Consider the following 19910-nt stretch of genomic DNA (forward strand, 5'->3'; position numbering starts at 1 on the left):
CTCCCGCGCCCACATCGCCGCCGCCATGAACTGCAGCACCACGTTGGCGGCTGTCCCGCCACCCTCGGTGCCGGGCTGCGGGCGCCGCAGCCGCAGGCGGCCGATCAGGGCCCGATCGGGGCGGCGGCGGTGGGAACCCGGGCCGGTCGGGGGTGCTGTGTAGGCTCGCGGGCATGGCGAGGGTGACACGGGACGATGTGGCGCGGGTGGCGGGGACGTCCACGGCGGTCGTGAGTTATGTGATCAACGACGGGCCGCGGCCGGTGGCGCCAGCGACCCGGGCGCGGGTGCTCGCGGCGGTCGAGGAACTGGGCTACCGCCCCAACCGGGTCGCCCAGGCGATGGCGCGACGGCGGACCGACCTGCTCGGCATGGTCGTACCGGACGCCCGCCAGCCGTTCTTCGCCGGGCTCGCGCACGCGGTCGAACAGGCCGCCGCCGAGCACGGCCGGCTGCTGCTGATCGGCAACTCCGACTACGTGGACGAGCGCGAGGCGCACTACATCCGCGCGTTCCTCGGCATGCAGGTGGACGGGCTGATCCTGGTCACCCAGGACCCGGCCACGCCCGGACTCACCGGCTTCGACGTGGGCGACGGCACGCCGGTCGTGCTGCTGCACCACCGGGCGGAGAGCGCCGACGGCGTCGCGGTGGTGGCGGACGACGAGGGCGGCGCCCGCGAGGTGGTCCGGCACCTGCTCGGGCACGGCCACGCCGAGGTGCACTGCTTCGGCGGCACCCTCGCGCTCAGCCCGCACGACCCGGTCACCGGGCGGACGGCCGGCTGGGCCGCCGCCCTGGCCGAGGCCGGGCTGGCGACCGAGGGCCGGCTCGTCCCGGCGCCGTTCGACCGCGTCCGGGCGCACGCCGAGGCGCTCACCCTGCTGGCGCGGCCCGACCGGCCGTCCGCCGTGTTCTGCACGACGGACGACCAGGCGATCGGCCTGCTGCGGGCCGCCGACGACCTGGGCATCCGGGTGCCGGAGCAGCTGGCGGTGGCCGGCTTCGACGACATCGCCGAGGCGGTGATCGCCGGCCCGGCGCTGACCACCGTCGCGACCGCGCAGGACGAGATGGCCCGCGCCGCGGTGGACCTGGTGCTCGGCGGGGCCGAGCGGTGCTCCACCGGTGCGCGGACCTTCCCCGCGCGGTTGGTGCTGCGGCGCTCCTGCGGCTGCCCGGCGCCGGACCGGGCGGCCGCAGTCACGGCCGGAGTCACCGCCACAGCCCTGGTCTGACGTTCCGTCAGACCGGATCGGGCCTGGGTCAGTTCAGCTGGAAGGTGGCCTCGACCGGGTAGTGGTCGCTCGGGGCCAGGGTGTCCTGCCCGCCCGGGGTCCAGCCCGCCTGCGGGTCGAAGTCGACCTTCACGGTGGACATCGCGGCCGGCACCGGGCGGCCCGGGGCGTTGAGGTAGCCGAGGTAGTCGAGGTCGTCCCGGTAGTCCTTGGGGAAGGTCTCGACGTCCGCCATGTACTGACACCACGCGGAGACCGGGCAGTCCATGGTGGTCCGCGGCTGGCTCGGATCGGTGGCCGGGGTGCCGAGGACGCCGCCCACGGCGGACTGGGCGTTGGCGTAGTCGCCGCGGCTCTGGCCGTGGAAGTACTCGACGTTGAGGTCGCCACCGATCAGGACCGGTGCGCTGCTGCCGACGATCCCGTCGACCCAGGCGCGGATCTCGGCGAGCTGGCCGAGCCGGGTGGACTGGGTGGTGTCGGTGGAGACGTCCGACTCGTCGGCCTGCAGGTGGGTGCCGACGACCCAGGCGGAGCTGCCGTTCTTGTTCACCCGGACCAGCGCCGCGCCCTTGTCGGCGTGGTAGTCCCAGGTGCCGTAGGTCGAGTTGGCGAAGACGTGCGCGTACTGGGCGGTGATCGGGTACTTGGAGAGGATCATCGTGCCGCCGTTGATGACGAACCACGAGCTGGAGCAGTTGCCGCTGACGCCGGTCCAGCCGCCGCCGGAGCAGGTCTGGCCGACCACCGGGGTGCGGTACGGGTAGAGGTCGGCGAGCTTGCTGTTGATGTCGGCGGTCGAGCTGTTGTTGAACTGCTCGTCCAGGACGACCACATCGGCGTTGTGCTGACGGACGATCTGCTCGATCACCGGGGTGCGGCGGGCGGCCTGCTCGTTCTGGGTGCTGTCGACGACGGCGGTGCCGAGGTCGACGTTGAAGGCGAGGACGGACAGCGTGGTCGCGCCTGCCTGGGTGCCGGCGGAGGCGGTCGGGGCGGTACCGCCGAACAGCAGTGCGGCGGCGGCCGCCGAGGTGAGGGCGGTGGCCGTACGGCGCGAGAGCATGGGCGTTCTCCTGGGGATTCGTCTACCCTGCGGGCCCGACGGCGCCGGGGGTGGCGGCCGTCGGGGATGGCAGCGGAACGGTAGCTACTGCCCGGTACGTCGGGAAGAACGCCAGGAGATCAGTTGCGATCGCAACTGTGGCCATGAGATGTCTGTACAGGTCTGGGTGGGTGAGAGACAAGATGTCTGTACACCCTTGCACCCGTCGTCGGGGGTGCCGAGGTGCGCCGTCAGCCCTCGACCAGTTCGTCCGCGAGCAGATCCATCAGCAGGTTGTCGTGCCAGGTGCCGTCCGGGCCGCGCTCGTACTGGCGCATGGTGCCGACCGGGCGGAAGCCGACCTTGCTGTAGCAGCGGATCGCGGCGATGTTGTCCGCGGCCGGGTCGATGATCAGCCGGTGGTAGTGGTGGACGTGCACCAGGTGGCGGGCCAGGGTGCGGACGGCGTCGGTGCCCAGGCCCAGGCCGTGCACCTCCGGGTCCAGGTAGAGGTCGATGCCGGCGTGCCGGTACTCGTCGTCGTTGTTGGCGTACCACTGGATGGCACCGACCACCCGGCCACCCAGCTCGACGGCCAAGGTCTCGGTGTCGGGCTCCTCCAGATCGGTGGCGACCGCGGCGGCCAGGTCGTCGCCGCCCCTCCAGCGGGCGAACACCTCGGGCGTGCCGCGGATGACCACCAGGGCCGGGACGTCGTCGGACGTGGCCGGGCGGAGTGTGACGAGAGCACCGTGCAGAATCGTCCCCATATGGGGCATGTTGGCACGGAAATCACCGCCCGGCGAGCGGCTTTACCGCACCGCCCGCGACCCCGCCACCAGGGGGCCGCGGCGGGCGGGCGGCGGCCGACTTCCGGGCTCCGGCCGGGGCTCGGGTCGGGGCTCAGGTCAGGGCCAGGGCTCGGGCCGGGGCCGGGGCCGGGCTCAGGCCGCCGGTTCGCCCAGGGGGCCGAGCCAGACGGCAGTGACCCCGCTGACGTAGCGGGCGCCGCAGTGGTCGTCGGGGACGACGAGCTGCGGGCCGGCGGCGTCCAGCGGGGCGCCGTCCATGCTGGTGGCCAGCAGGATCCGCTGGCCACCGAAGTCGGGGTCGATCTCGGCCCACGACACCACGGCCCGGTGGCCGTCCGCACCGCTGACCGACACCAGGAAGCGCAGCCGCTGCTTGCGGCCGGAGAAGTCGATCCGGGGCCGGGCGGCGCGCAGCACATCCCAGAGCGTGGGCCCCTCGTAACCGTGCCGCTGCTCGCCCCCGGACAGGCAGTCGAAGCCGACTTCGACGCGGTGCGCGGGGAGGGTGCGCAGCTGCTCGACCGTCAGTTCGGCGGGCCGGTCGAGGTGACCGTGCAGCCGGACGGTGGGTCTCGACGGGGTCATGATGCTCCCTCCTCCCGGGCCGCGGCGCCGCGGCCCGGGAGAGGGTTACCCGAGGGGAGTCCAGGACATTCGCAGCTGCGGCGCTGAAGGGATTATTTCAGCGGCATCTGCGATGGGTCGGAACACTTTCAGCCAGCATCTGCGGACTCGGAGGGGGCGCGCCGGAGGAGACGGCTCGACGCGCCCCGCACCGATTGAAGCAACCCGGCAATCGGGCGGACGACTGGTTCCCCGCACCACTCCGGGGCCCCCTCGCTGGATGATCCGACAAGAAGAATTGCCGCCGCCCCACCTGCATTTACGACGCCTGTGCGCACCTGAACCTTGCACGTGCGAGACGTGGTCCCGTCCAGCGCACAAGGGCGAGAGCGAGCGAGAGATGAGCGAGAGATGATCGTCGGCGACCTGCTGCACCTCGACGACCTGGACATCCGCCTGGCCTGGGGCACACCGGACCTGCTCGACCGCCCGATCACCGGGGTCAGCTCCACCGACCTCCAGGACCCGGCCCGCTACCTCCAGCCCGGCGAACTCGTCCTCACCGGCCTGGTCTGGTGGCAGCCCGCCGACGCCTCCGGCGCGCTGCGCTTCGCCACCGCCCTGCGCAGCGCGGGCGTGGCGGCGCTGCTGGCGGGCGAGGGCACCCACGGCAGCATCCCGGACAGCCTCGCCGACGCCTGCCGCACCCACGGCATCCCGCTGCTGGCGGTGCCCGCCGGGGTCAGCTTCCGCGCCGTCACCGACCGGGTCTACCTGCGGCTCTGGGGCGACCTGCGGGCCGGCGCCCAGGACACGGCGGCGATCCCGGAGACCGTCCGGCGCGAGCTGCTCGACCTGCTGCGCGCGGACGCCGGGGCCGGTGAGGTGCTGGCCCACGCGGTCGGCCGGCTCGGGGTGCCGGACTGCTCGATCACCACCATCGGCGGCCGGGCCGTCGCCGCCACCGCCACACCCGCCCCGGCCGCCGCCGGGCGCGGCGACACCGGGCTGCCGGTCGGACCGCAGGACGGCTCGCCGTTCGACGGCTGGCGGCTGCGCCCGCACCTGCGTACGGCGGCGGCCGAACCGATGCTGCAGGGCCTGGCCGACCTGCTCGCCCCGCTCGCCGCCCGTGCCCACGCCGCCGCGGGCGCCCGGCGCCGGGCCGCCGGGCGGCTGCTGGACGCGCTCGCCGGGGAGGGCGGGCTCGCCGGGCCGCTCGCCGCCTGCGGACTGGGCGGGGCCGAGGCGCTGGTGGCGGTCACCGCGCGGATCGACGGCGGCCGGGCGGACGGGACCGCGGGAGGCGTGGGCACGGGCGGCGAGGGCGCGGCGGACGGGGGCGCGGGAGGCGAGGGCGCGGCGGACGGGGGCGTGCCCGCAGCCTGGGCCGCGCACGCGCTGGCCGAGGCACTTCACCCGCTCGGCGTACCGTACGCCACCGGGACGGACCGCGCCGGGCGGTCCGCCGCGCTGGTGGCCGCGCCGGCCGAGCAGGTCGCCGAACGGCTGCGCCAGGCCCGCCCCGCGCTGCAGGCCCGGCTGACCGGCCGGCGCACCCTACGGGTGGGAGTCGGGCCGGCCGTCCCGCCCGAGCCCGCCGCACTGCGGGCGGCGCTGATACAGGCCAGGTACGTGCTGGAGGGCTCGGCCGGGCCGGTCGGCAGCGCCGCCGAACTGGACTCGCTGGACGGGCTGTTGCGCGGCATCCCACCGGAGGTGACGGCCGCCTTCCACGCCCGGCTGCTGGCCCCGCTGACCGCCCACGACCGGGAGAACAGCGTCTCGCTGCTGGGCACCCTGGCGGTCTTCCTGGACCACGACGGCTCCTGGGCGCGGACGGCCGAGTCGCTGCACATCCACGTCAATACCGTTCATTATCGGATCCGCCGGATCGAGGAGCTGACCGGCCGCAACCTGGCCCGCCTGCGGGACCGGCTCGACCTGCGCGCGGCCCTGCTCTGCGCCCCGCAGCCGGCCCCGGCCGCCCGGTAGGCCCCGGTAGGCCCCGGCGGGAGCCCCGGGCGGCGAGGCCGGCGAGGGCGGAGAAAGATATTTCCGGGCCGGTGTCGATCCGGCGCCGGCCCGTTCGACGCAGGGGTGAGAGGTGGGGAGAGGCCCCGCCCGTCCGACCGAGGAGTCACCATGCCGCGCTTCATGACGCTGATCCGTATCGACGAGCAGGCCGCTGCCGGGTTCGAGCCCGACCCGGACTTCGACAAGCGGATGGGGGCCCTGTTCGAGGAGATCACCAAGGCCGGGGTGATGCTGGAGACCTCCGGGCTGACCCCGACCGCCCAGGGCACCCGGGTCACCTGGAGCAACGGGAAGGTCGGCTACACCGACGGGCCGTTCACCGAGACCAAGGAGGTCGTCGGCGGCTACGCCATCCTGCAGTGCAAGGACAAGGCGGAGGCCCTGGAGTGGACCCGCCGCTTCCTGAGCACCCACCCGGCGAGCTGGACGGTCGAGGCGGAGGTCCGGCAGATCGAGGAGATGCCGCAGCCGTAACCGTGGTGGTGTTTGCCTCCCTCTCCGCCGGCTGCTCTGATGGGTGCCCGTGACGGAGAGGGATGCGGCGGCGGCCGTCGAGACGGTGTTCAGGATCGAGTCCGCACGGATCATCGCCGGGGTCACCCGGATCGTGCGGGACGTGGGCATCGCCGAGGAGTTGGCGCAGGACGCCCTGGTGGCCGCGCTGGAGCAGTGGCCACGGTCGGGCGTCCCGGACAATCCGGGCGCCTGGCTGACGGCCGCCGCCAAGCACCGGGCGATCGACCTGGTCCGCCGCCGGGACGTGTACGCCCGCAAACTCGCCGAGGTGGGGCGGTCGTTGGAGGACGTCCCGCCCCCGGAACCGGTCGAGCCGGACGACATCGACGACGATCTGCTGCGGCTGATCTTCACCGCCTGCCACCCGGTGCTGTCCGCGGAGGCCCGGATCGCACTCACCCTGCGACTGCTCGGCGGGCTGACCACACCGGAGATCGCCCGGGCGTTCCTGGTGCCCGAACCGACCGTGGCCCAGCGGATCGTCCGGGCCAAGCGGGCGCTGGCCACGGCCCGGATACCGTTCGAGGTGCCGTACGGGGAGGACCGCACCGAGCGGCTCTCCTCGGTGCTGGAGGTCATCTACCTGGTCTTCAACGAGGGCTACTCGGCCACCTCCGGGGACGACCTGCTGCGCCCGCAGCTGTGCGAGGACGCGCTGCGGCTGGCCCGGGTGCTGGCCGGGCTGATGCCCGCCGAACCGGAGGTGCACGGGCTGGCCGCGCTGCTGGAGTTCCAGGCCTCGCGGACGGCCGCCCGGACGGGGCCCGATGGACGGCCCGTCCTGCTGGCGGAGCAGAACCGCACCCGCTGGGACGGGCTGCTCATCCGGCGGGGCTTCGACGCGCTGGGGCGGGCCGGCACCGGGCCGTACGCGGTGCAGGCCGCGATCGCCGCCTGCCACGCCAAGGCGGCGCGCTACCAGGACACCGACTGGGCGACGATCGCCGCGCTGTACGGGCGGCTGCTGGTGCTGACGCCGTCCCCCGTGGTGGCGCTGAACCGGGCCGTGGCCGTCTCGATGGCGCAGGGCCCGGCGGCCGCGCTGGAGCTGGTGGACGAGTTGGCGGCGGAGCCGGCGCTGCGCGGGTACCACCTGCTGCCGAGCGTGCGGGGCGATCTGCTGGCCCGGCTCGGGCGGGCGGCGGAGGCCCGGACGGAGTTCGAGCGCGCGGCGGAGCTGACCCGCAACGAGCGGGAGCGGGAGCTGCTGCGGGGGCGGGCGGCCGCGCTCGGCGGGGGCGCCCGGCCGGACGCCTAGCCGGGCGTAGCCGGGCGCGCGGACGGGCGCTCAGCCGAGCGCCTGGCCACGCGGGCCAGGGTGCTCGGGTGCTCGGGTGCTCGGCCGGGAGCGGATCAGGGCCTGGGTCAGGACGTGGGGTCACCGGGCCTGGGTCAGGGCGTGGGGGTCAGGGCGTGTCGTCGAGGCGCAGCCGGGCGCTGACCTGGCCGAGGCCCTCGGCGAGCACGGCCAGCTGCTCGCGGGTGAGCACGTCGATCAGCAGCTCGCGGACCAGGGCGACGTGCCCGGGCGCGGCCTGCCGCAGCGTCTCCCGCCCCTGGTCGGTGAGTTCGGCGATGACGCCGCGCACGTCGCTGGGGCAGGAGCGGCGGGCGACCAGGCCCATCCGCTCCAGTTGGGTGACCTGGTAGGTGAGGCCGCTCTTGGAGGTGACCAGCTTGTCGGCGAGTTCGGTCATCCGCAGCGAGCCGGCCGGGGCGGCGGACAGGTGCACCAGGATCTCGTACTGCTGGTGCGAGAGGCCGGAGTCGTCCTTGAGCTGGCGCTCCAGCCGGCGGTTGAGCAGGTTGCTCGCGACGACGAAGCCCCGCCAGGCGGCCATCTCGTCCTGGTCCAGCCAGCGGGGTTCGTTCAGTGTGGACATGTGGTGAAGCCTACTCCCGTTGTTCAAATTCGAACCAAGGTGTACGGTCAGTGGAGAGAGGTTCAAATTTGAACTACTTCTCTTTCCATCCGACCCGGAGGAGGACGCCATGAGCACCGCGGCCCCCGAGCGTATGCCCGCCCTGTACCTCTCGCACGGCGCGCCGCCGCTCGCCGACGACCCGATCTGGCCCGGTGAACTGGCTGCCTGGTCCGCCGACCTGCCCCGGCCCAAGGCCATCCTGATGGTCTCCGCCCACTGGGAGGAGGCCCCGCTCGCCCTCGGCGCCGTCACCACCGTGCCGCTGGTGTACGACTTCTGGGGCTTCCCCGAGCACTACTACCGGGTCGAGTACGCCGCTCCCGGCGCACCGGAGCTCGCCGACCGCGTCCGCAAGCTGCTGCGCGCGCCCGGCACGCCCGGCACGCCCGTCCAGGACATCCCCGACCGCGGGCTCGACCACGGCGCGTACGTCCCTCTGGTGGAGATGTTCCCGGAGGCCGACATCCCGGTCCTCCAGATCTCCATGCCCACGCTCGACCCGCAGCGGCTGCTGGAGATCGGCCGCCGGCTCGCCCCGCTGCGCGACGAGGGCGTGCTGATCGTCGGCAGCGGCTTCTTCACCCACAACCTGCGGGCGCTCAGCAGCGACGGCCGGATCAGCTCGGTGATGGCCGAGTTCGACGACTGGGGCCGGCGCGCCCTGGATGCCCGCGACCTGGACGCGCTGCTCGACTTCGAGCACAAGGCCCCCGCCGGACGGCTCGCGCACCCGCGCACCGAGCACTTCGCCCCGCTGTTCGTCACCCTCGGTGCCGGCGAGGCCGACCTCGGCAGCCAGCGCAGCGTCATCGACGGGTTCTGGATGGGGCTCGCCAAGCGGTCGATCCAGCTGGGCTGACCGGGGGCTCCGGGCCGGGCTCCGCGGGCCGGGCACCACGGGTGGGGCACCACAGGTCTGGACTCCACCGGTGGGGCACCACAGGTCGGGCGCTACAGGGAGCAGCAGGTGTAGCGCTCACCGATGTGCTCGGGCTGGTCGACCTCGTCGACCAGGGCCACCGCGTAGTCCGGCACCGAGATCCGGCTGTGCCCGGCGGCGTCCGTGAGCAACTGTTCCAGCCCCGTCCGGTAGCGGCCGGTCCGCTCCCCCGGGCCGATCTCGGCGGCCGGGCTGAGCACCGTCCAGCGGACGTCGGAGACCGTCCGGTAGTAGTCCAGCGCCGCGCCGTGCGCGTGCATGGTCTGCAGCACCGGCTCCGGCAGCCCCGGCGCGTCCCAGGCCCGCACGCCCGGCGCGGTCTCCAGGCTGCCCGCGCCGCCGACCGCGACCAGCCGGGGCGCCCGCTCGCCGAGCGAGCGCAGGCCCTCCACCAGCGAGCGGGCGGCCGGCTCGATCAGCGCCAGGTGGCCCGGGCCGTTGCCGCCGCCGACGGCGCTCACCAGGACGTCCTGGCCGGCCGCGATCCGGGCCACCTCCGCCGGGTCCAGGACGTCCGCGCGCTCGACGAAGGCGGCCTCGCCCCGGTAGCGGTCCGGGTCGCGGACCACGGCGGTGACCACGTGCCCGCGTGCCGCCGCCTCCGCGACGATGGCGCTGCCGATGGTGCCGTTGGCGCCGATCACGGCGATTCTGGCCATGGGGTACCTGCCTGTCTCTGTGGGCGTCGTGGTGGGGACGTCGCGGCGGGGGTTCGCCGGGGCGGGGAGCCGCCGTAACGGGAAGGTCGCCGCGACATGGCGTCAGACAGGGTCGATTATCGGACGGACGCGCTGTGCGGGCTCGGGGCGTCGGCCTATCGTGTGACGATCCACCGAAGGAGTGATCGTGCGCAACGGCGACGCGGTACGCACCGCACTGGAAGCCTCCCTACGGGCCCTGACCCCGCACACCGAGGACCGCGACTGGGGCGCCCCGGCCGGACTGCTGGAGTGGAGCTGCCGCGACACCGCCGCCCACCTCGCGCACGACCTGCTCGCCTACGCCGGCCAGCTCGCCGCCCGCCCCACCGACCGGTACCTGCCGCTCGACCTCACCGTCCGCCCCGACACCGGCCCGGCCCAGGTGCTGACCGTCGTCACCGCCGCCGGGCGGCTGCTCGCCACCGCCCTCGACGCCGCCCCGCCCGAGCTGCGCGCCTACCACCACGGCCCCTGCGACCCGCCCGGCTTCGCCGCGATGGGCGTCGCCGAGACCCTCCTGCACACCCACGACATCGCCCGCGGCCTCGGCCTGCCCTGGCAGCCCCCCCGTCGACCTCTGCGTCCTCGTCCTCGACCGCCTCTTCCCGCACGCCCCGGACGAGCCCGGCGCCGCGCCGGCGGACGTGCTGCTCTGGTGCACCGGGTGCGGGGAACTGAACGGCCGCCCGCGCAAGTCCTCGTGGAACTGGCGGGCGGCCGTGGGTGAGTGGCCGGCCTGATCGGGCCCGATGTGCTCGGGAGTTGCCGGTCGCTCAGGTGCTGCCGACGACACGGGTGCTGTCGGGAACTCAGGCGTTGCCGAGGGATCAGGCGTTGCCGAGAGATCAGGCGTTGCCGGTGGCGATCCGCTCGGCCTGGCTGCGCTCGACGCAGAACTCGTTGCCCTCGGGGTCGGCCATGGTGACCCAGCCCTTGCCGTCCGGGGTCCGGCGGTCCGCGAGCACCGTCGCGCCCAGGGCGACCAGGCGCTCCACCTCCTCGTCCCGGCTGCGGTCCTGCGGTTGGAGGTCGAGGTGGACCCGGTTCTTCACCGACTTGCCGTCGGGCACCCGGATGAACAGCAGCGAGGCCCCGGCGGACTCCACCAGCGCCTCCTCGTCGCCCGGGTTGTCGTCCTCGCCCACGGTGCTGTCCAGCGCCTGCGCCCAGAACCCCGCGAGGCCGAACGGGTCGGCGCAGTCGATCGTCACATGTCGTACCAGAGAAGCCATGCGCATACTCTCACCTGGCCTGTTCGGATCCGTCCAGCCTTTTCCGGGAGTGCCGGTGGCCGTCGAGCGGGAACTCCGGCGGGAGGGCCGTCAGCACCTCCTGGAAGGCGTAGCCGCTCTTCTCCGCGACCCGGCAGGAGGCGAGGTTGTCCACCTGGTGCAGCAGGTCGATCCGGATCAGGCCGTCGTCGGCGAAGGCCTCGAAGGCCCAGGCGGTCAGCGACTCGACCGCGCGCGGGGCCACCCCCCGGCCGCGGGCGGCGGCCGCCGTCCAGTAGCCCACCTCGGCGGTCTCCCCGCCCGGGGTGCCGCGCTTGAGCGCGACGTTGCCGACCAGTTCGCCCGTGCCGGGCTCCAGGACGGCGAAGCTGTACCGGCGGCCCTCCGCCCGGCCCCGGTACTGCAATTCGAGCCAGTGCGCGGCCTGTTCGGCGTTCCCCACCGGGATCCGGGTGAAGTGGCGCAGCGTCTCGTCCCGGTACACCTCGATCAGGGCCGGTGCGTCCGCGTCCTCGAAGGGGCGCAGCAGCAGGCCGTCGGCTATCGGGTTCGCGGTGATGGCGGCAGTCACTGCAGGCCCTCCCGGCCCCGACGCGGGGTGGGGCCCGGCTCGCCCGGGTCGGTGCCGACCGGGGTCGCCGGGAGGCCGCTGACGGCGTCGTGGAGGGTACCTGGTCGTTCGTCGCTCATGGTGGTTCTCCCCGTGGGTGCGTGACGTTCGCTGTGATCTTCCTACGCGGGGCATTCTGCCGCTTGACCCTGACGTTGGCGGCAGGGTCGGAGGGTGACGGCATGAACGGCGAGAGCAACGAGAACGACGCGAGCGGCGAAGAGGCGACGCGGCAGCGGGTCGTGGTGGTCACCGGGGCCGGGACGGGGATCGGGCGGGAGACCGCGCGGGCGTTCGCGGCGCAGGGGCCGCAGGTGCGGGTGGTGGCGGTCGGGCGGCGGGCCGAACCGCTGGCGGAGACCGCGGCCGGGTACCCGGGGCGGATCGAGCCGCTGGTCGCGGACGTCACCGGGCCGGGCGCACCGGAGGCGATCGTCCGGGAGACGCTGGAGCGGTACGGGCGACTGGACGTGCTGGTCAACAACGCGGGGATCGTCCGCGGCGGCGGGCTCGGCGACTTCACCCGGGACGGCGTCGAGTCCGTGCTGGGCACCAACCTGGTCGCCCCGGTCCTGCTCGGCCAGGCCGCGCTGCCCGCGCTCGCCGAGAGCCGGGGCGTGATCGTCAACATCAGCACCGCCATCGGCCAGCGCGGCTGGCCGCGGGACTCGGTGTACGCGGCGAGCAAGGCCGCGTTGGAGACGGTCACCCGCTGCTGGGCGGTGGAGCTGGCGCCGCGCGGCATCCGGGTCGCGGCGGTGGCGCCGGGGGCGATCGAGACGCCCATCGGCGAGCACTCCGGGTACGGCCCCGAACAGCTGGCGGCGCTGCGGGAGTGGCAGATCGGGCACACCCCGCTGGGCCGGATCGGCCGGGCCGAGGAGGTCGCCTGGGCGGTCGTGCAACTCGCCTCCCCGCAGGCCTCCTTCGTCACCGGAGTAGTGTTCTCGGTGGACGGGGGCGCGCTCGTGAAGTGACGTGCCGGGCAGCGTGGACGGGGGCCGTACGGGTGCGGATCGGTGAGCTGGCGCGGGCGACGGGCGCGACGGTCCGGGCGCTGCGGCACTACGAGCAGGCCGGGCTGCTCGCCGCCGAGCGGGCGCCCAACGGGTACCGGGAGTACGGGGAGACGGCAGCCGTCCGGGTACGCAACATCCGCGCGCTGGTGGCCGCCGGACTCACCCTGGAGGACGTCCGGTCGTTCCTCGGCTGCCTGGACGGCGACGTCCTGGCGCAGCCGCCGTCCGGCGAGGCGCTGCGGATCGCCCGGGCGCGGCTGGCCGTGCTGGAACGCCGGATCGCCGCCCAGGCCGAGACCCGGGACCGGCTGGTCGCGGCGCTGGCCGCGGTGGGTGCGTCCGCGGGTGCGGTGGATGCGTCCGCGGCTTCGGTGGCCTCCGACGGGTGACACCTCCGATCGGGGGTATGCGGCGGGCGGCCCGGGGAGGACAGTGGGCGCATGCAGATTCCACTCTCCGTGATGGACTTCCTCGACCGGGCCGAGCTGGTCTACGGCGACCGGGTCGGCATCGTCGACGAGCCGGTGCAACCCGCCGAATCCTGGGGCGAACTGAGCTACCGCCGGGTCGCCGAACTGGCCCGGGCGCAGGCGGCCGGGCTGGACCGGCTGGGTGTCGGGCCGGGCGAGCGGGTCGCGGTCGTGTCGCACAACTCGGCCCGTCTGCTGACCTCCCTGTTCGGGGTCAGCGGGTACGGGCGGGTGCTGGTCCCGGTGAACTTCCGGCTGAAGGCCGAGGAGGTGTCGTACATCGTCGAGCAGAGCGGCGCGTCCGTCCTGCTGGTCGACCCCGAACTCGCCGACGCGCTGGACGGGGTGACGGCCAAGCACACGTTCGTGCTCGGCGCGGACAGCGACGCGCTGCTCTACGACGTCGACACCTCCCCGCGGCGGTACGCCGTCTCCGAGAACGACACCGCCACGATCAACTACACCAGCGGAACCACCGCACGCCCCAAGGGTGTTCAGCTCACCCACCGCAACATCTGGCTGAACGCGGTACTGATGGGCCTGCACTACGGCGCCGGCGACCGGGACGTCTACCTGCACACCCTGCCGATGTTCCACGCCAACGGCTGGGGCCTGCCGTTCGCGCTCACCGGGCTCGGCGCCCGGCAGATCGTGCTGCGCAAGGTGGACGGCCCCGAGATCCTGCGCCGGGTCGAGCGGCACGGGGTCACCTTCCTGAGCGGCGCGCCCGCCGTGGTCCAGATGGTGCTGGACGCGGCCGCCGAGTGGGACGGCCCGGTGCCGGGCCGGGACCGGGTGCGGATGATCGTGGCCGGCGCGCCGCCGCCGACCTCGGTGGTCCAGCAGGTCGAGTCCGAGCTGGGCTGGGAGTTCATGCAGCTCTACGGCCTGACCGAGACCTCCCCGGTCGTCACGGTGAACCGCTCGCGGGCCGAGTGGGACGTCCTGCCCGCCGCCGAACGGGCCGAGCGGCTGGTGCAGGCGGGCGCCCCGGCGCTCGGCACCCGGCTGCGGGTCGACGCGTCGGGCGAGGTGCTGGTGCGCTCCAACACCGTGCTGGACGGCTACTGGCAGCAGCCCGAGGCCACCGCCGACGCCCTGCGGGACGGCTGGTTCCACACCGGCGACGGCGGCACCCTCACCGACGGCCAACTGGCCATCTCCGACCGGAAGAAGGACGTCATCATCAGCGGCGGGGAGAACGTCTCCTCGATCGAGGTGGAGGACTGCCTGTACGACCACCCGGCGGTCGCCGAGGCCGCGGTGATCGGGGTGCCGGATCCGAAGTGGGGCGAGACGGTCAAGGCGCTGGTGGTGCTCCGGGAGGGCCAGGAGGCCGTCACCGAGACCGAGTTGATCGCGCACTGCAAGCAGCGGCTGGCCGGCTACAAGTCGCCCACCTCGGTGGAGTTCCGGACGGCCCTGCCGCGGACCGCCACCGGAAAGCTGCAGAAGTTCCGGCTACGCGAACCGTACTGGACGGGGCGGGAGCGGCAGGTGAACTAGGGCCTGTCCGCGGCCCTTGTCATCGCGAGATCGTCACACGCGGCACCACCGCTGGCGCGAGTCCTGACCTGCGCGTTCCACGGAGTGGCGGGCGCGGCGGCCGGGCCGGGCGTAGGGTGCGGCCGTGGATTACCGGCGGGTAGCACGCCGGAACCGGAAGGAGGGGAGCCGATGACGGACCCGAACGCCCCGACGACGCCCGCGGCGGACGTCCTGACCGCGCTGCTGGACGACCTGCGGGCCGAGAGCGCGGTGCTGGACGCCCTGGTGGCCGACCTGGCCCCGGCCGACTGGTCCCGCCCGACGCCCGCCGAGGGCTGGACGGTCGCGCACCAGATCGCCCACCTGGCCTGGACCGACGACTGGACCGCCCTCGCCGCGCGCGACGCGGACGGCTTCACCGCGGCACTCGGCGAGCGCTTCGGCGCCCTGCTGAACGCCGGCACCGACCCGGTGGAGGAGGGCGCGACCGCCGGTGCCGCCGCCGAGCCCGTGGACCTGCTCGCCCGCTGGCGCGCCGGCCGGGAGGAGGTCTCGGCCGCCCTGGCCGCCGCCCCGGCCGGCACCCGGCTGCCGTGGTTCGGCCCGCCGATGAAGCCCGCCTCGATGGCGACCGCCCGGCTGATGGAGACCTGGGCACACGGCCAGGACGTCGCCGACGCACTCGGTGCCACCCGCGAGCCCACCGCCCGGCTGCGGCACATCGCCCACCTGGGACTGCGCACCCTCGGCTTCGCCTTCACCGTGCACGGGCTGCCCGCCCCGCAGCACCCCGTCCGCCTCGAACTCACCGCGCCCGACGGCACCGTGTGGACCTTCGGCCCCGCCGACGCGGCGGACCGGGTGACCGGCCCGGCGCTGGACTTCTGCCTCCTGGTGACGCAGCGCCGCCACCGCGACGACCTCGCCCTCACCGCCACCGGCCCCACCGCGACCGCCTGGCTCCCGATCGCCCAGGTCTTCGCCGGCGCTCCAGGCAAGGGGCGAACTCCCACCGGAGCTGACCAGTCGTCATATCGGTGAGGCGCAGGGTGGACCACTCCTCCCGGCGATGATCCGGGGTCGGCGGCGGGTGGTGGAATTCCCGCCATGATTCGCACGCACACCATGCGCACCGCCCTGCCCGCTGCCACCGTTCTGCCCGCGGCCACCGCCTGACCGTGGCCACCGCCTGACCGTGGCCGTGCTCCGACCAGGCCTACCGGGCGGCGGACTTGGCCCAGGCGCTGATGCCGAGCCTGCCCGTGGTGCCGAGGTCGAGGTGGGCGGGGACGGCGAGGCGGGGGCGGCCGGGCTGGGGGGCGATGTCGAGGTAGCGGCCGTCGTCCGGAGCGCGGTCGCCCGCGGCCACGGTGTTGCGCCAGAGCAGCTTGAACTCGGCGGCCTCCTGCGGCTGGAGCGTCAGCGGCGACCCGGGGGCGTCGAAGCCCTCGACGGTCGCGATGCCGGCCGCACCCTGCCGCACGCCGATGTCGAGCGGGGCACGCTCGGCGCCGAGGACGCGCACGCCCGGGTGGCCGTTCAGGCGGTAGGGGCGGGTGCCGCAGTTGGTGAGCCGGACCGTCATCGCCCGCAGGCCCATCGCGGCCTCCACCTCCCCGGCGGCCATCATGACGCCCTCCGGGGAGCAGACCGGCGTGGGCGTCGGAGTGGGGGCGGGAAGGGGGATGCCGGTGAGGGTGTCGGACATGGGGCGGGTGGGCACCGGGCCGGTGGGGGCCGGGGTGGTGCGCGCCCGAGTGGTGGGCGCCGGGCCGATGGTCCCCGGGCTCCCTGCGCCCGTGGGCCCCGGGCCGCCGCCGGCGGCGGTCACGTGCGTGCTGCCGCAGCCGACCAGCAGGGCGCCCGCGGCGAGCAGCGGGAGCGCCCGGCGGAGCGCCCGTGTCCGGTGGTTCGTCTGCGGCCGCGTCGCGTTCATCCGGCGATCATCGCACGACCGCACGCCGGGCCCGAGGCCGCTGCGGATCGGGCTCAGAGGCCGATCCGCAGCGGGGTGAGCCGGGTGGCGATCAGGTTGGTGGCGCCGCGGTCGCGCTCGATGGTGCCGTGGACCAGCAGGCCGGCCCGGTCGAGGGCGGTGCGGCGCTGGGACTCCCAGACCAGGCGGTTGCAGATCACGTTGATCAGGCCGGTCTCGTCCTCCAGGCTGAGGAAGAGCACCCCGCCGGCCGTCGGCGGCCGCTGCCGGTGGGTGACCAGACCGCCGACCACCACCGCCGTTCCCGGTGTCACGTCCGGCAGCTGAACGGCCGACAGGGCGCCGCCGCGCTCCAGGTGGGCGCGCAGATGCTGGAGCGGGTGGCTGGTGGCGGAGGTCCCGGTGGCCCACAGGTCGGCGATGGTCTCCTCGACCGGGCTCATGCCGGGCAGTGGCGGCGCCTCCGTCCCGGGCGCGGTGCCCGGGATCAGCTCGGCCGACATTCCGGCGAACGCACCTGCCATCCACAGTGCCTGACGCCTCGTCAGGCCGAAACAGTCGAAGGCGCCCGCCGTCGCCAGCGACTCCAGCGCCGGTGCGGGCAGGCCGGTGCGCCGGGCGAAGTCCTCCAGATCCGCGTACGGTCGGCCGGCCGCGATCGCCGCGGCCTGTGGGGCGCCGATGCCGCGCACCGTCTCCAGGCCGAGCCGGATCGCCGGCTGCGGGCGGCCCGCGGTCAGCGGCGGCTTCGGAGTCGGCCCCCGGTACGGCTCCAGGGTGGGGCGCGGCGCGCTGGCGTTGACGTCCACCCCGCGCACCCGCACCCCGTGCCGCCGGGCGTCCGCGACCAGGCTCAGCGGCGAGTAGAAGCCCATCGGCTGGTTGGCCAGCAGCGCGCAGGTGAAGGCCGCCGGGAAGTGGTACTTGAGCCAGGCGCTGGCGTACACCAGGTAGGCGAAGCTGATCGCGTGGCTCTCCGGGAAGCCGTAGTTGGAGAACGCCTCGATCTTGCCGTAGACGTCCTCGGCGACCTCCTCGGGGATGCCACGCTCGGCCATTCCGACCAGCAGCCGCTCGCGCAACCGGGCGACCCGCTCGTGCGAGCGCTTGGCCCCCATCGCCTGCCGCAGCCGGTCCGCCTCGGCGGGCGTGAACCCGGCGCAGTCGATGGCGAGTTGCATCATCTGCTCCTGGAACAACGGCACCCCGAGGGTCTTGCCGAGCGCGTTCTCCATCAGCGGGTGCGGGCAGTCGGCCGGTTCGACCCCCGCCCGGCGGCGCAGGTACGGGTGGACGGATCCGCCCTGGATCGGGCCGGGCCGGATCAGCGCGACCTCGACCACCAGGTCGTAGAAGTGGTCCGGCTTGAGCCGGGGCAGTGTCGCCATCTGCGCCCGCGACTCGACCTGGAACACGCCGACGGTGTCCGCCCGGCGCAGCATCGCGTACACGCCCGCGTCGGCGTCCGGGATGGTGGCCAGGTCGTAGCGCAGGCCGTGGTGCTCGGCGACCAGGTCGCAGGCGTCGTGCAGCGCGGCGAGCATGCCGAGGCCGAGCAGGTCGATCTTCACCAGCCCGGCGCCGGCGGTGGACTCCTTGTCCCACTGGAGGACGGAGCGCCCGGGCATCCGGGCCCACTCGGTCGGGCAGATCTCGCCGATCGGCTCCCTGGTGAGCACCATGCCGCCCGAGTGGATGCCCAAGTGGCGAGGCAGGCCGTGGAGTTGGGCGGCGAGCGAGAGCACGTCGGCGGGGATGACGGCGTCCGCGCCGGGCGCGGAGCGGAAGTCGGTCTGTCGGCTGAACGCGTCCACCTGTCCCTGCGGGTAGCCGAGCACCCGGGCCGCGTCGCGGATCGCCAGCCGGGGACGGTAGGTGATCACGTTGGCGACCTGCGCGGCGTGCTCGCGACCGTAACGACGGTAGACGTACTGGATGACCTCCTCGCGGCGGCGGTTCTCGATGTCCAGGTCGATGTCGGGCGGCCCGTCCCGGGCGGTGGAGAGGAAGCGTTCGAAGAGCAGCTTGTAGTGGATCGGGTCGACGGCGGTGATCCCGAGGGCGTAGCAGACCGCCGAGTTGGCGGCCGAGCCGCGGCCCTGGCACCAGATGTCCTGGCTCCGGCAGAAGTCCACGATGTCGTGGACGATCAGGAAGTAGCCGGCCAGGTCGAGGTCCTCGATCACGTCCAGCTCCTTGGCGAGCTGGCGCCGGGCCGCCGCGTTGCCGGGGCCGAAGCGGGCCGGGCCGCCGGCCGCGACCAGGGCGCGCAGATGGCTGGTCTCACTCTCGCCCGCGGGGACGGGAAAGCCCGGGAGCTCCGGATCCAGCCTGGTGAAGTCGAAGGCGCAGGAGCGGCCGAGTTCGGCGGTGGCCTGCCGCACCCCCGGGAAGCGGGCCAGCCGGGCGGCCATCTCCCGGCCCGAGCGCAGGTGCGCGGTGCCGGCGGCCCGCGTCCAGCCGACCGCGTCCTGCAGGGTGCGGCGCTCGTGCAGCGCAGCCAGGCCCTGCGCCAGCCGACCCTGGGCCGGGCCTGCGTGGTGGGCGTTGGTGGAGGCGACGGCGGTCAGTCCGTGGGCGGCGGCGAGCGCGGCGAGCGCGTCGTTGCGCCGGTCGTCGCCGGGAAGCCACTGGTCGATCAGCTCGACGTGGACGTTGTCGCGACCGAACGCCTCGACCAGGGTACGGAGCCGGTGCTCGGCGCTGCCGTCCTTCAGGCCTGCGGGGACCCGGCCGAGGCGGCAGCCGGTGAGCACCGCCCAGTGGCCGCCGTGCGCCTCCGCCAGCGCCGCGAGGTCGTACACCGGGCGGCCCTTCGCGCCACCGGCCAGTTGGGCGGCGGCTATCGCCGTGGACAGGCGGCGGTAGCCGGCCGGGTCGCGGGCCAGCACCAGCAGGTGCTCGGCCTCGGCCGCTTCGTGACGGATCGTCAGTTCGGCGCCGAACACGGTGGCCACGCCTGTCCCCCGGGCCGCCTCGGCCAGCCGGACCGCGCCGTACAGGCCGTCGTGGTCGGTGATCGCCAGCGTCTCCACGCCCAGCCGGGCGGCCTCGGCGACCAGGTCCTCCGGGTCGCTGGCGCCGTCCAGGAAGCTGAAGGCGGAGTGGACGTGCAGCTCGGCCCAGGGCTCGCCGCCGTCGTCCCTGGGGGCGGGGCTCTCCCGGGCGGGGCGGCGCAGGGGGACGACCGTACGGTCCGGCGCGGCGCCGGTCAGGCGGCGGTGCAGCTCGCTCCAGGGGAGGGTGGGGTGGCTGGTGAAGCCCATCGGGGGTGCCTTCGTTCTCGCGCTTCCTACCCCCCTGCTTACTGCTCCCCCTTGGTTCCTGCTGCCTCCGGTTTCCCGCTGTCTCCCGCTTCCCGCTGCCCCTGGGGTGGT

20 protein-coding genes are annotated in these 19910 nt (G+C 74.4%); 10 read left to right on the forward strand and 10 right to left on the reverse strand.

Annotated features, from left to right (window positions below):
* Positions 1 to 173 precede the first annotated feature (173 nt).
* A complete protein-coding gene (locus ACIOJE_RS19480) occupies positions 174 to 1238 on the forward strand; it encodes a LacI family DNA-binding transcriptional regulator (protein WP_400777498.1) in 1065 nt (354 codons plus the stop codon).
* Between the two features lie 28 nt (positions 1239 to 1266).
* On the opposite strand, the gene ACIOJE_RS19485 is transcribed toward ACIOJE_RS19480, so the two are convergent.
* The 3 genes from ACIOJE_RS19485 to ACIOJE_RS19495 form a co-directional block, all read right to left on the reverse strand.
* On the reverse strand, positions 1267 to 2304 hold the full coding sequence (locus tag ACIOJE_RS19485) for a sphingomyelin phosphodiesterase (protein WP_400777500.1): 1038 nt from the start codon (positions 2302 to 2304) through the stop codon (positions 1267 to 1269).
* Positions 2305 to 2534: 230 nt separating this feature from the next.
* Positions 2535 to 3053 (reverse strand): GNAT family protein, encoded by a 519-nt coding sequence (locus ACIOJE_RS19490; protein ID WP_280674153.1) that lies wholly within the window; start codon positions 3051 to 3053, stop codon positions 2535 to 2537.
* Positions 3054 to 3227: 174 nt separating this feature from the next.
* Complete coding sequence (locus ACIOJE_RS19495) at positions 3228 to 3680, reverse strand: molybdopterin-dependent oxidoreductase (RefSeq protein ID WP_400777501.1); 453 nt, start codon at positions 3678 to 3680, stop codon at positions 3228 to 3230.
* A gap of 390 nt (positions 3681 to 4070) precedes the next feature.
* On the opposite strand from ACIOJE_RS19495, the gene ACIOJE_RS19500 reads away from it, so the two are divergent.
* From ACIOJE_RS19500 to ACIOJE_RS19510, 3 genes are all read left to right on the forward strand, one after another.
* Positions 4071 to 5654, forward strand: a complete 1584-nt coding sequence (locus ACIOJE_RS19500) for a PucR family transcriptional regulator (RefSeq protein WP_400777503.1) — start codon at positions 4071 to 4073, stop codon at positions 5652 to 5654.
* A gap of 150 nt (positions 5655 to 5804) precedes the next feature.
* A complete protein-coding gene (locus ACIOJE_RS19505; protein WP_280674156.1) occupies positions 5805 to 6170 on the forward strand; it encodes a YciI family protein in 366 nt (121 codons plus the stop codon).
* A 49-nt stretch (positions 6171 to 6219) separates the two neighbouring features.
* Entirely contained in the window at positions 6220 to 7470 is a 1251-nt protein-coding gene (locus tag ACIOJE_RS19510; RefSeq protein WP_400777505.1) for an RNA polymerase sigma factor, read from the forward strand.
* Positions 7471 to 7618: 148 nt separating this feature from the next.
* On the opposite strand, the gene ACIOJE_RS19515 is transcribed toward ACIOJE_RS19510, so the two are convergent.
* A complete protein-coding gene (locus tag ACIOJE_RS19515; protein ID WP_280674778.1) occupies positions 7619 to 8086 on the reverse strand; it encodes a MarR family winged helix-turn-helix transcriptional regulator in 468 nt (155 codons plus the stop codon).
* 118 nt (positions 8087 to 8204) lie between these two features.
* Between ACIOJE_RS19515 and ACIOJE_RS19520 the strand changes: the two genes are divergently transcribed.
* Positions 8205 to 8996: a dioxygenase gene (locus ACIOJE_RS19520; protein ID WP_400777506.1), complete on the forward strand. Its 792-nt coding sequence runs from the start codon at positions 8205 to 8207 to the stop codon at positions 8994 to 8996.
* Positions 8997 to 9088: 92 nt separating this feature from the next.
* Here the strand turns inward: ACIOJE_RS19520 and ACIOJE_RS19525 are convergent, their stop codons facing one another.
* Positions 9089 to 9736, reverse strand: a complete 648-nt coding sequence (locus ACIOJE_RS19525) for an NAD(P)-dependent oxidoreductase (RefSeq protein ID WP_280674159.1) — start codon at positions 9734 to 9736, stop codon at positions 9089 to 9091.
* Between the two features lie 187 nt (positions 9737 to 9923).
* Between ACIOJE_RS19525 and ACIOJE_RS19530 the strand changes: the two genes are divergently transcribed.
* Positions 9924 to 10505 carry a maleylpyruvate isomerase N-terminal domain-containing protein gene (locus tag ACIOJE_RS19530; protein ID WP_400777509.1) on the forward strand — a complete coding sequence of 194 codons (582 nt, stop codon included), beginning with the start codon at positions 9924 to 9926 and terminating at the stop codon, positions 10503 to 10505.
* Positions 10506 to 10623: 118 nt separating this feature from the next.
* On the opposite strand, the gene ACIOJE_RS19535 is transcribed toward ACIOJE_RS19530, so the two are convergent.
* From ACIOJE_RS19535 to ACIOJE_RS19545, 3 genes are read right to left on the reverse strand one after another with little or no spacing between them, the layout of a single operon-like run.
* Positions 10624 to 11010, reverse strand: a complete 387-nt coding sequence (locus ACIOJE_RS19535; RefSeq protein WP_400663258.1) for a VOC family protein — start codon at positions 11008 to 11010, stop codon at positions 10624 to 10626.
* 10 nt (positions 11011 to 11020) lie between these two features.
* Positions 11021 to 11581 carry a GNAT family N-acetyltransferase gene (locus ACIOJE_RS19540; RefSeq protein WP_400777510.1) on the reverse strand — a complete coding sequence of 187 codons (561 nt, stop codon included), beginning with the start codon at positions 11579 to 11581 and terminating at the stop codon, positions 11021 to 11023.
* Complete coding sequence (locus ACIOJE_RS19545) at positions 11578 to 11700, reverse strand: hypothetical protein (protein ID WP_400777512.1); 123 nt, start codon at positions 11698 to 11700, stop codon at positions 11578 to 11580. The genes ACIOJE_RS19540 and ACIOJE_RS19545 overlap by 4 nt, the downstream gene beginning before the upstream one ends.
* A gap of 102 nt (positions 11701 to 11802) precedes the next feature.
* On the opposite strand from ACIOJE_RS19545, the gene ACIOJE_RS19550 reads away from it, so the two are divergent.
* From ACIOJE_RS19550 to ACIOJE_RS19565, 4 genes are all read left to right on the forward strand, one after another.
* Positions 11803 to 12597 carry an SDR family NAD(P)-dependent oxidoreductase gene (locus tag ACIOJE_RS19550; RefSeq protein ID WP_400777513.1) on the forward strand — a complete coding sequence of 265 codons (795 nt, stop codon included), beginning with the start codon at positions 11803 to 11805 and terminating at the stop codon, positions 12595 to 12597.
* Positions 12598 to 12629: 32 nt separating this feature from the next.
* Positions 12630 to 13028 carry a MerR family transcriptional regulator gene (locus ACIOJE_RS19555; protein ID WP_280674165.1) on the forward strand — a complete coding sequence of 133 codons (399 nt, stop codon included), beginning with the start codon at positions 12630 to 12632 and terminating at the stop codon, positions 13026 to 13028.
* A 51-nt stretch (positions 13029 to 13079) separates the two neighbouring features.
* Positions 13080 to 14615 carry an AMP-binding protein gene (locus ACIOJE_RS19560; protein ID WP_400777514.1) on the forward strand — a complete coding sequence of 512 codons (1536 nt, stop codon included), beginning with the start codon at positions 13080 to 13082 and terminating at the stop codon, positions 14613 to 14615.
* A 171-nt stretch (positions 14616 to 14786) separates the two neighbouring features.
* Entirely contained in the window at positions 14787 to 15638 is an 852-nt protein-coding gene (locus ACIOJE_RS19565) for a TIGR03084 family metal-binding protein (protein ID WP_400777515.1), read from the forward strand.
* 175 nt (positions 15639 to 15813) lie between these two features.
* On the opposite strand, the gene ACIOJE_RS19570 is transcribed toward ACIOJE_RS19565, so the two are convergent.
* Positions 15814 to 16533: a DUF4232 domain-containing protein gene (locus ACIOJE_RS19570; protein WP_400777517.1), complete on the reverse strand. Its 720-nt coding sequence runs from the start codon at positions 16531 to 16533 to the stop codon at positions 15814 to 15816.
* Between the two features lie 53 nt (positions 16534 to 16586).
* On the reverse strand, positions 16587 to 19799 hold the full coding sequence (locus ACIOJE_RS19575) for an error-prone DNA polymerase (protein ID WP_400777519.1): 3213 nt from the start codon (positions 19797 to 19799) through the stop codon (positions 16587 to 16589).
* Positions 19800 to 19910 lie beyond the last annotated feature (111 nt).

This window comes from Kitasatospora sp. NPDC087861 (genome assembly GCF_044742585.1).
Lineage (GTDB): Bacteria > Actinomycetota > Actinomycetes > Streptomycetales > Streptomycetaceae > Kitasatospora.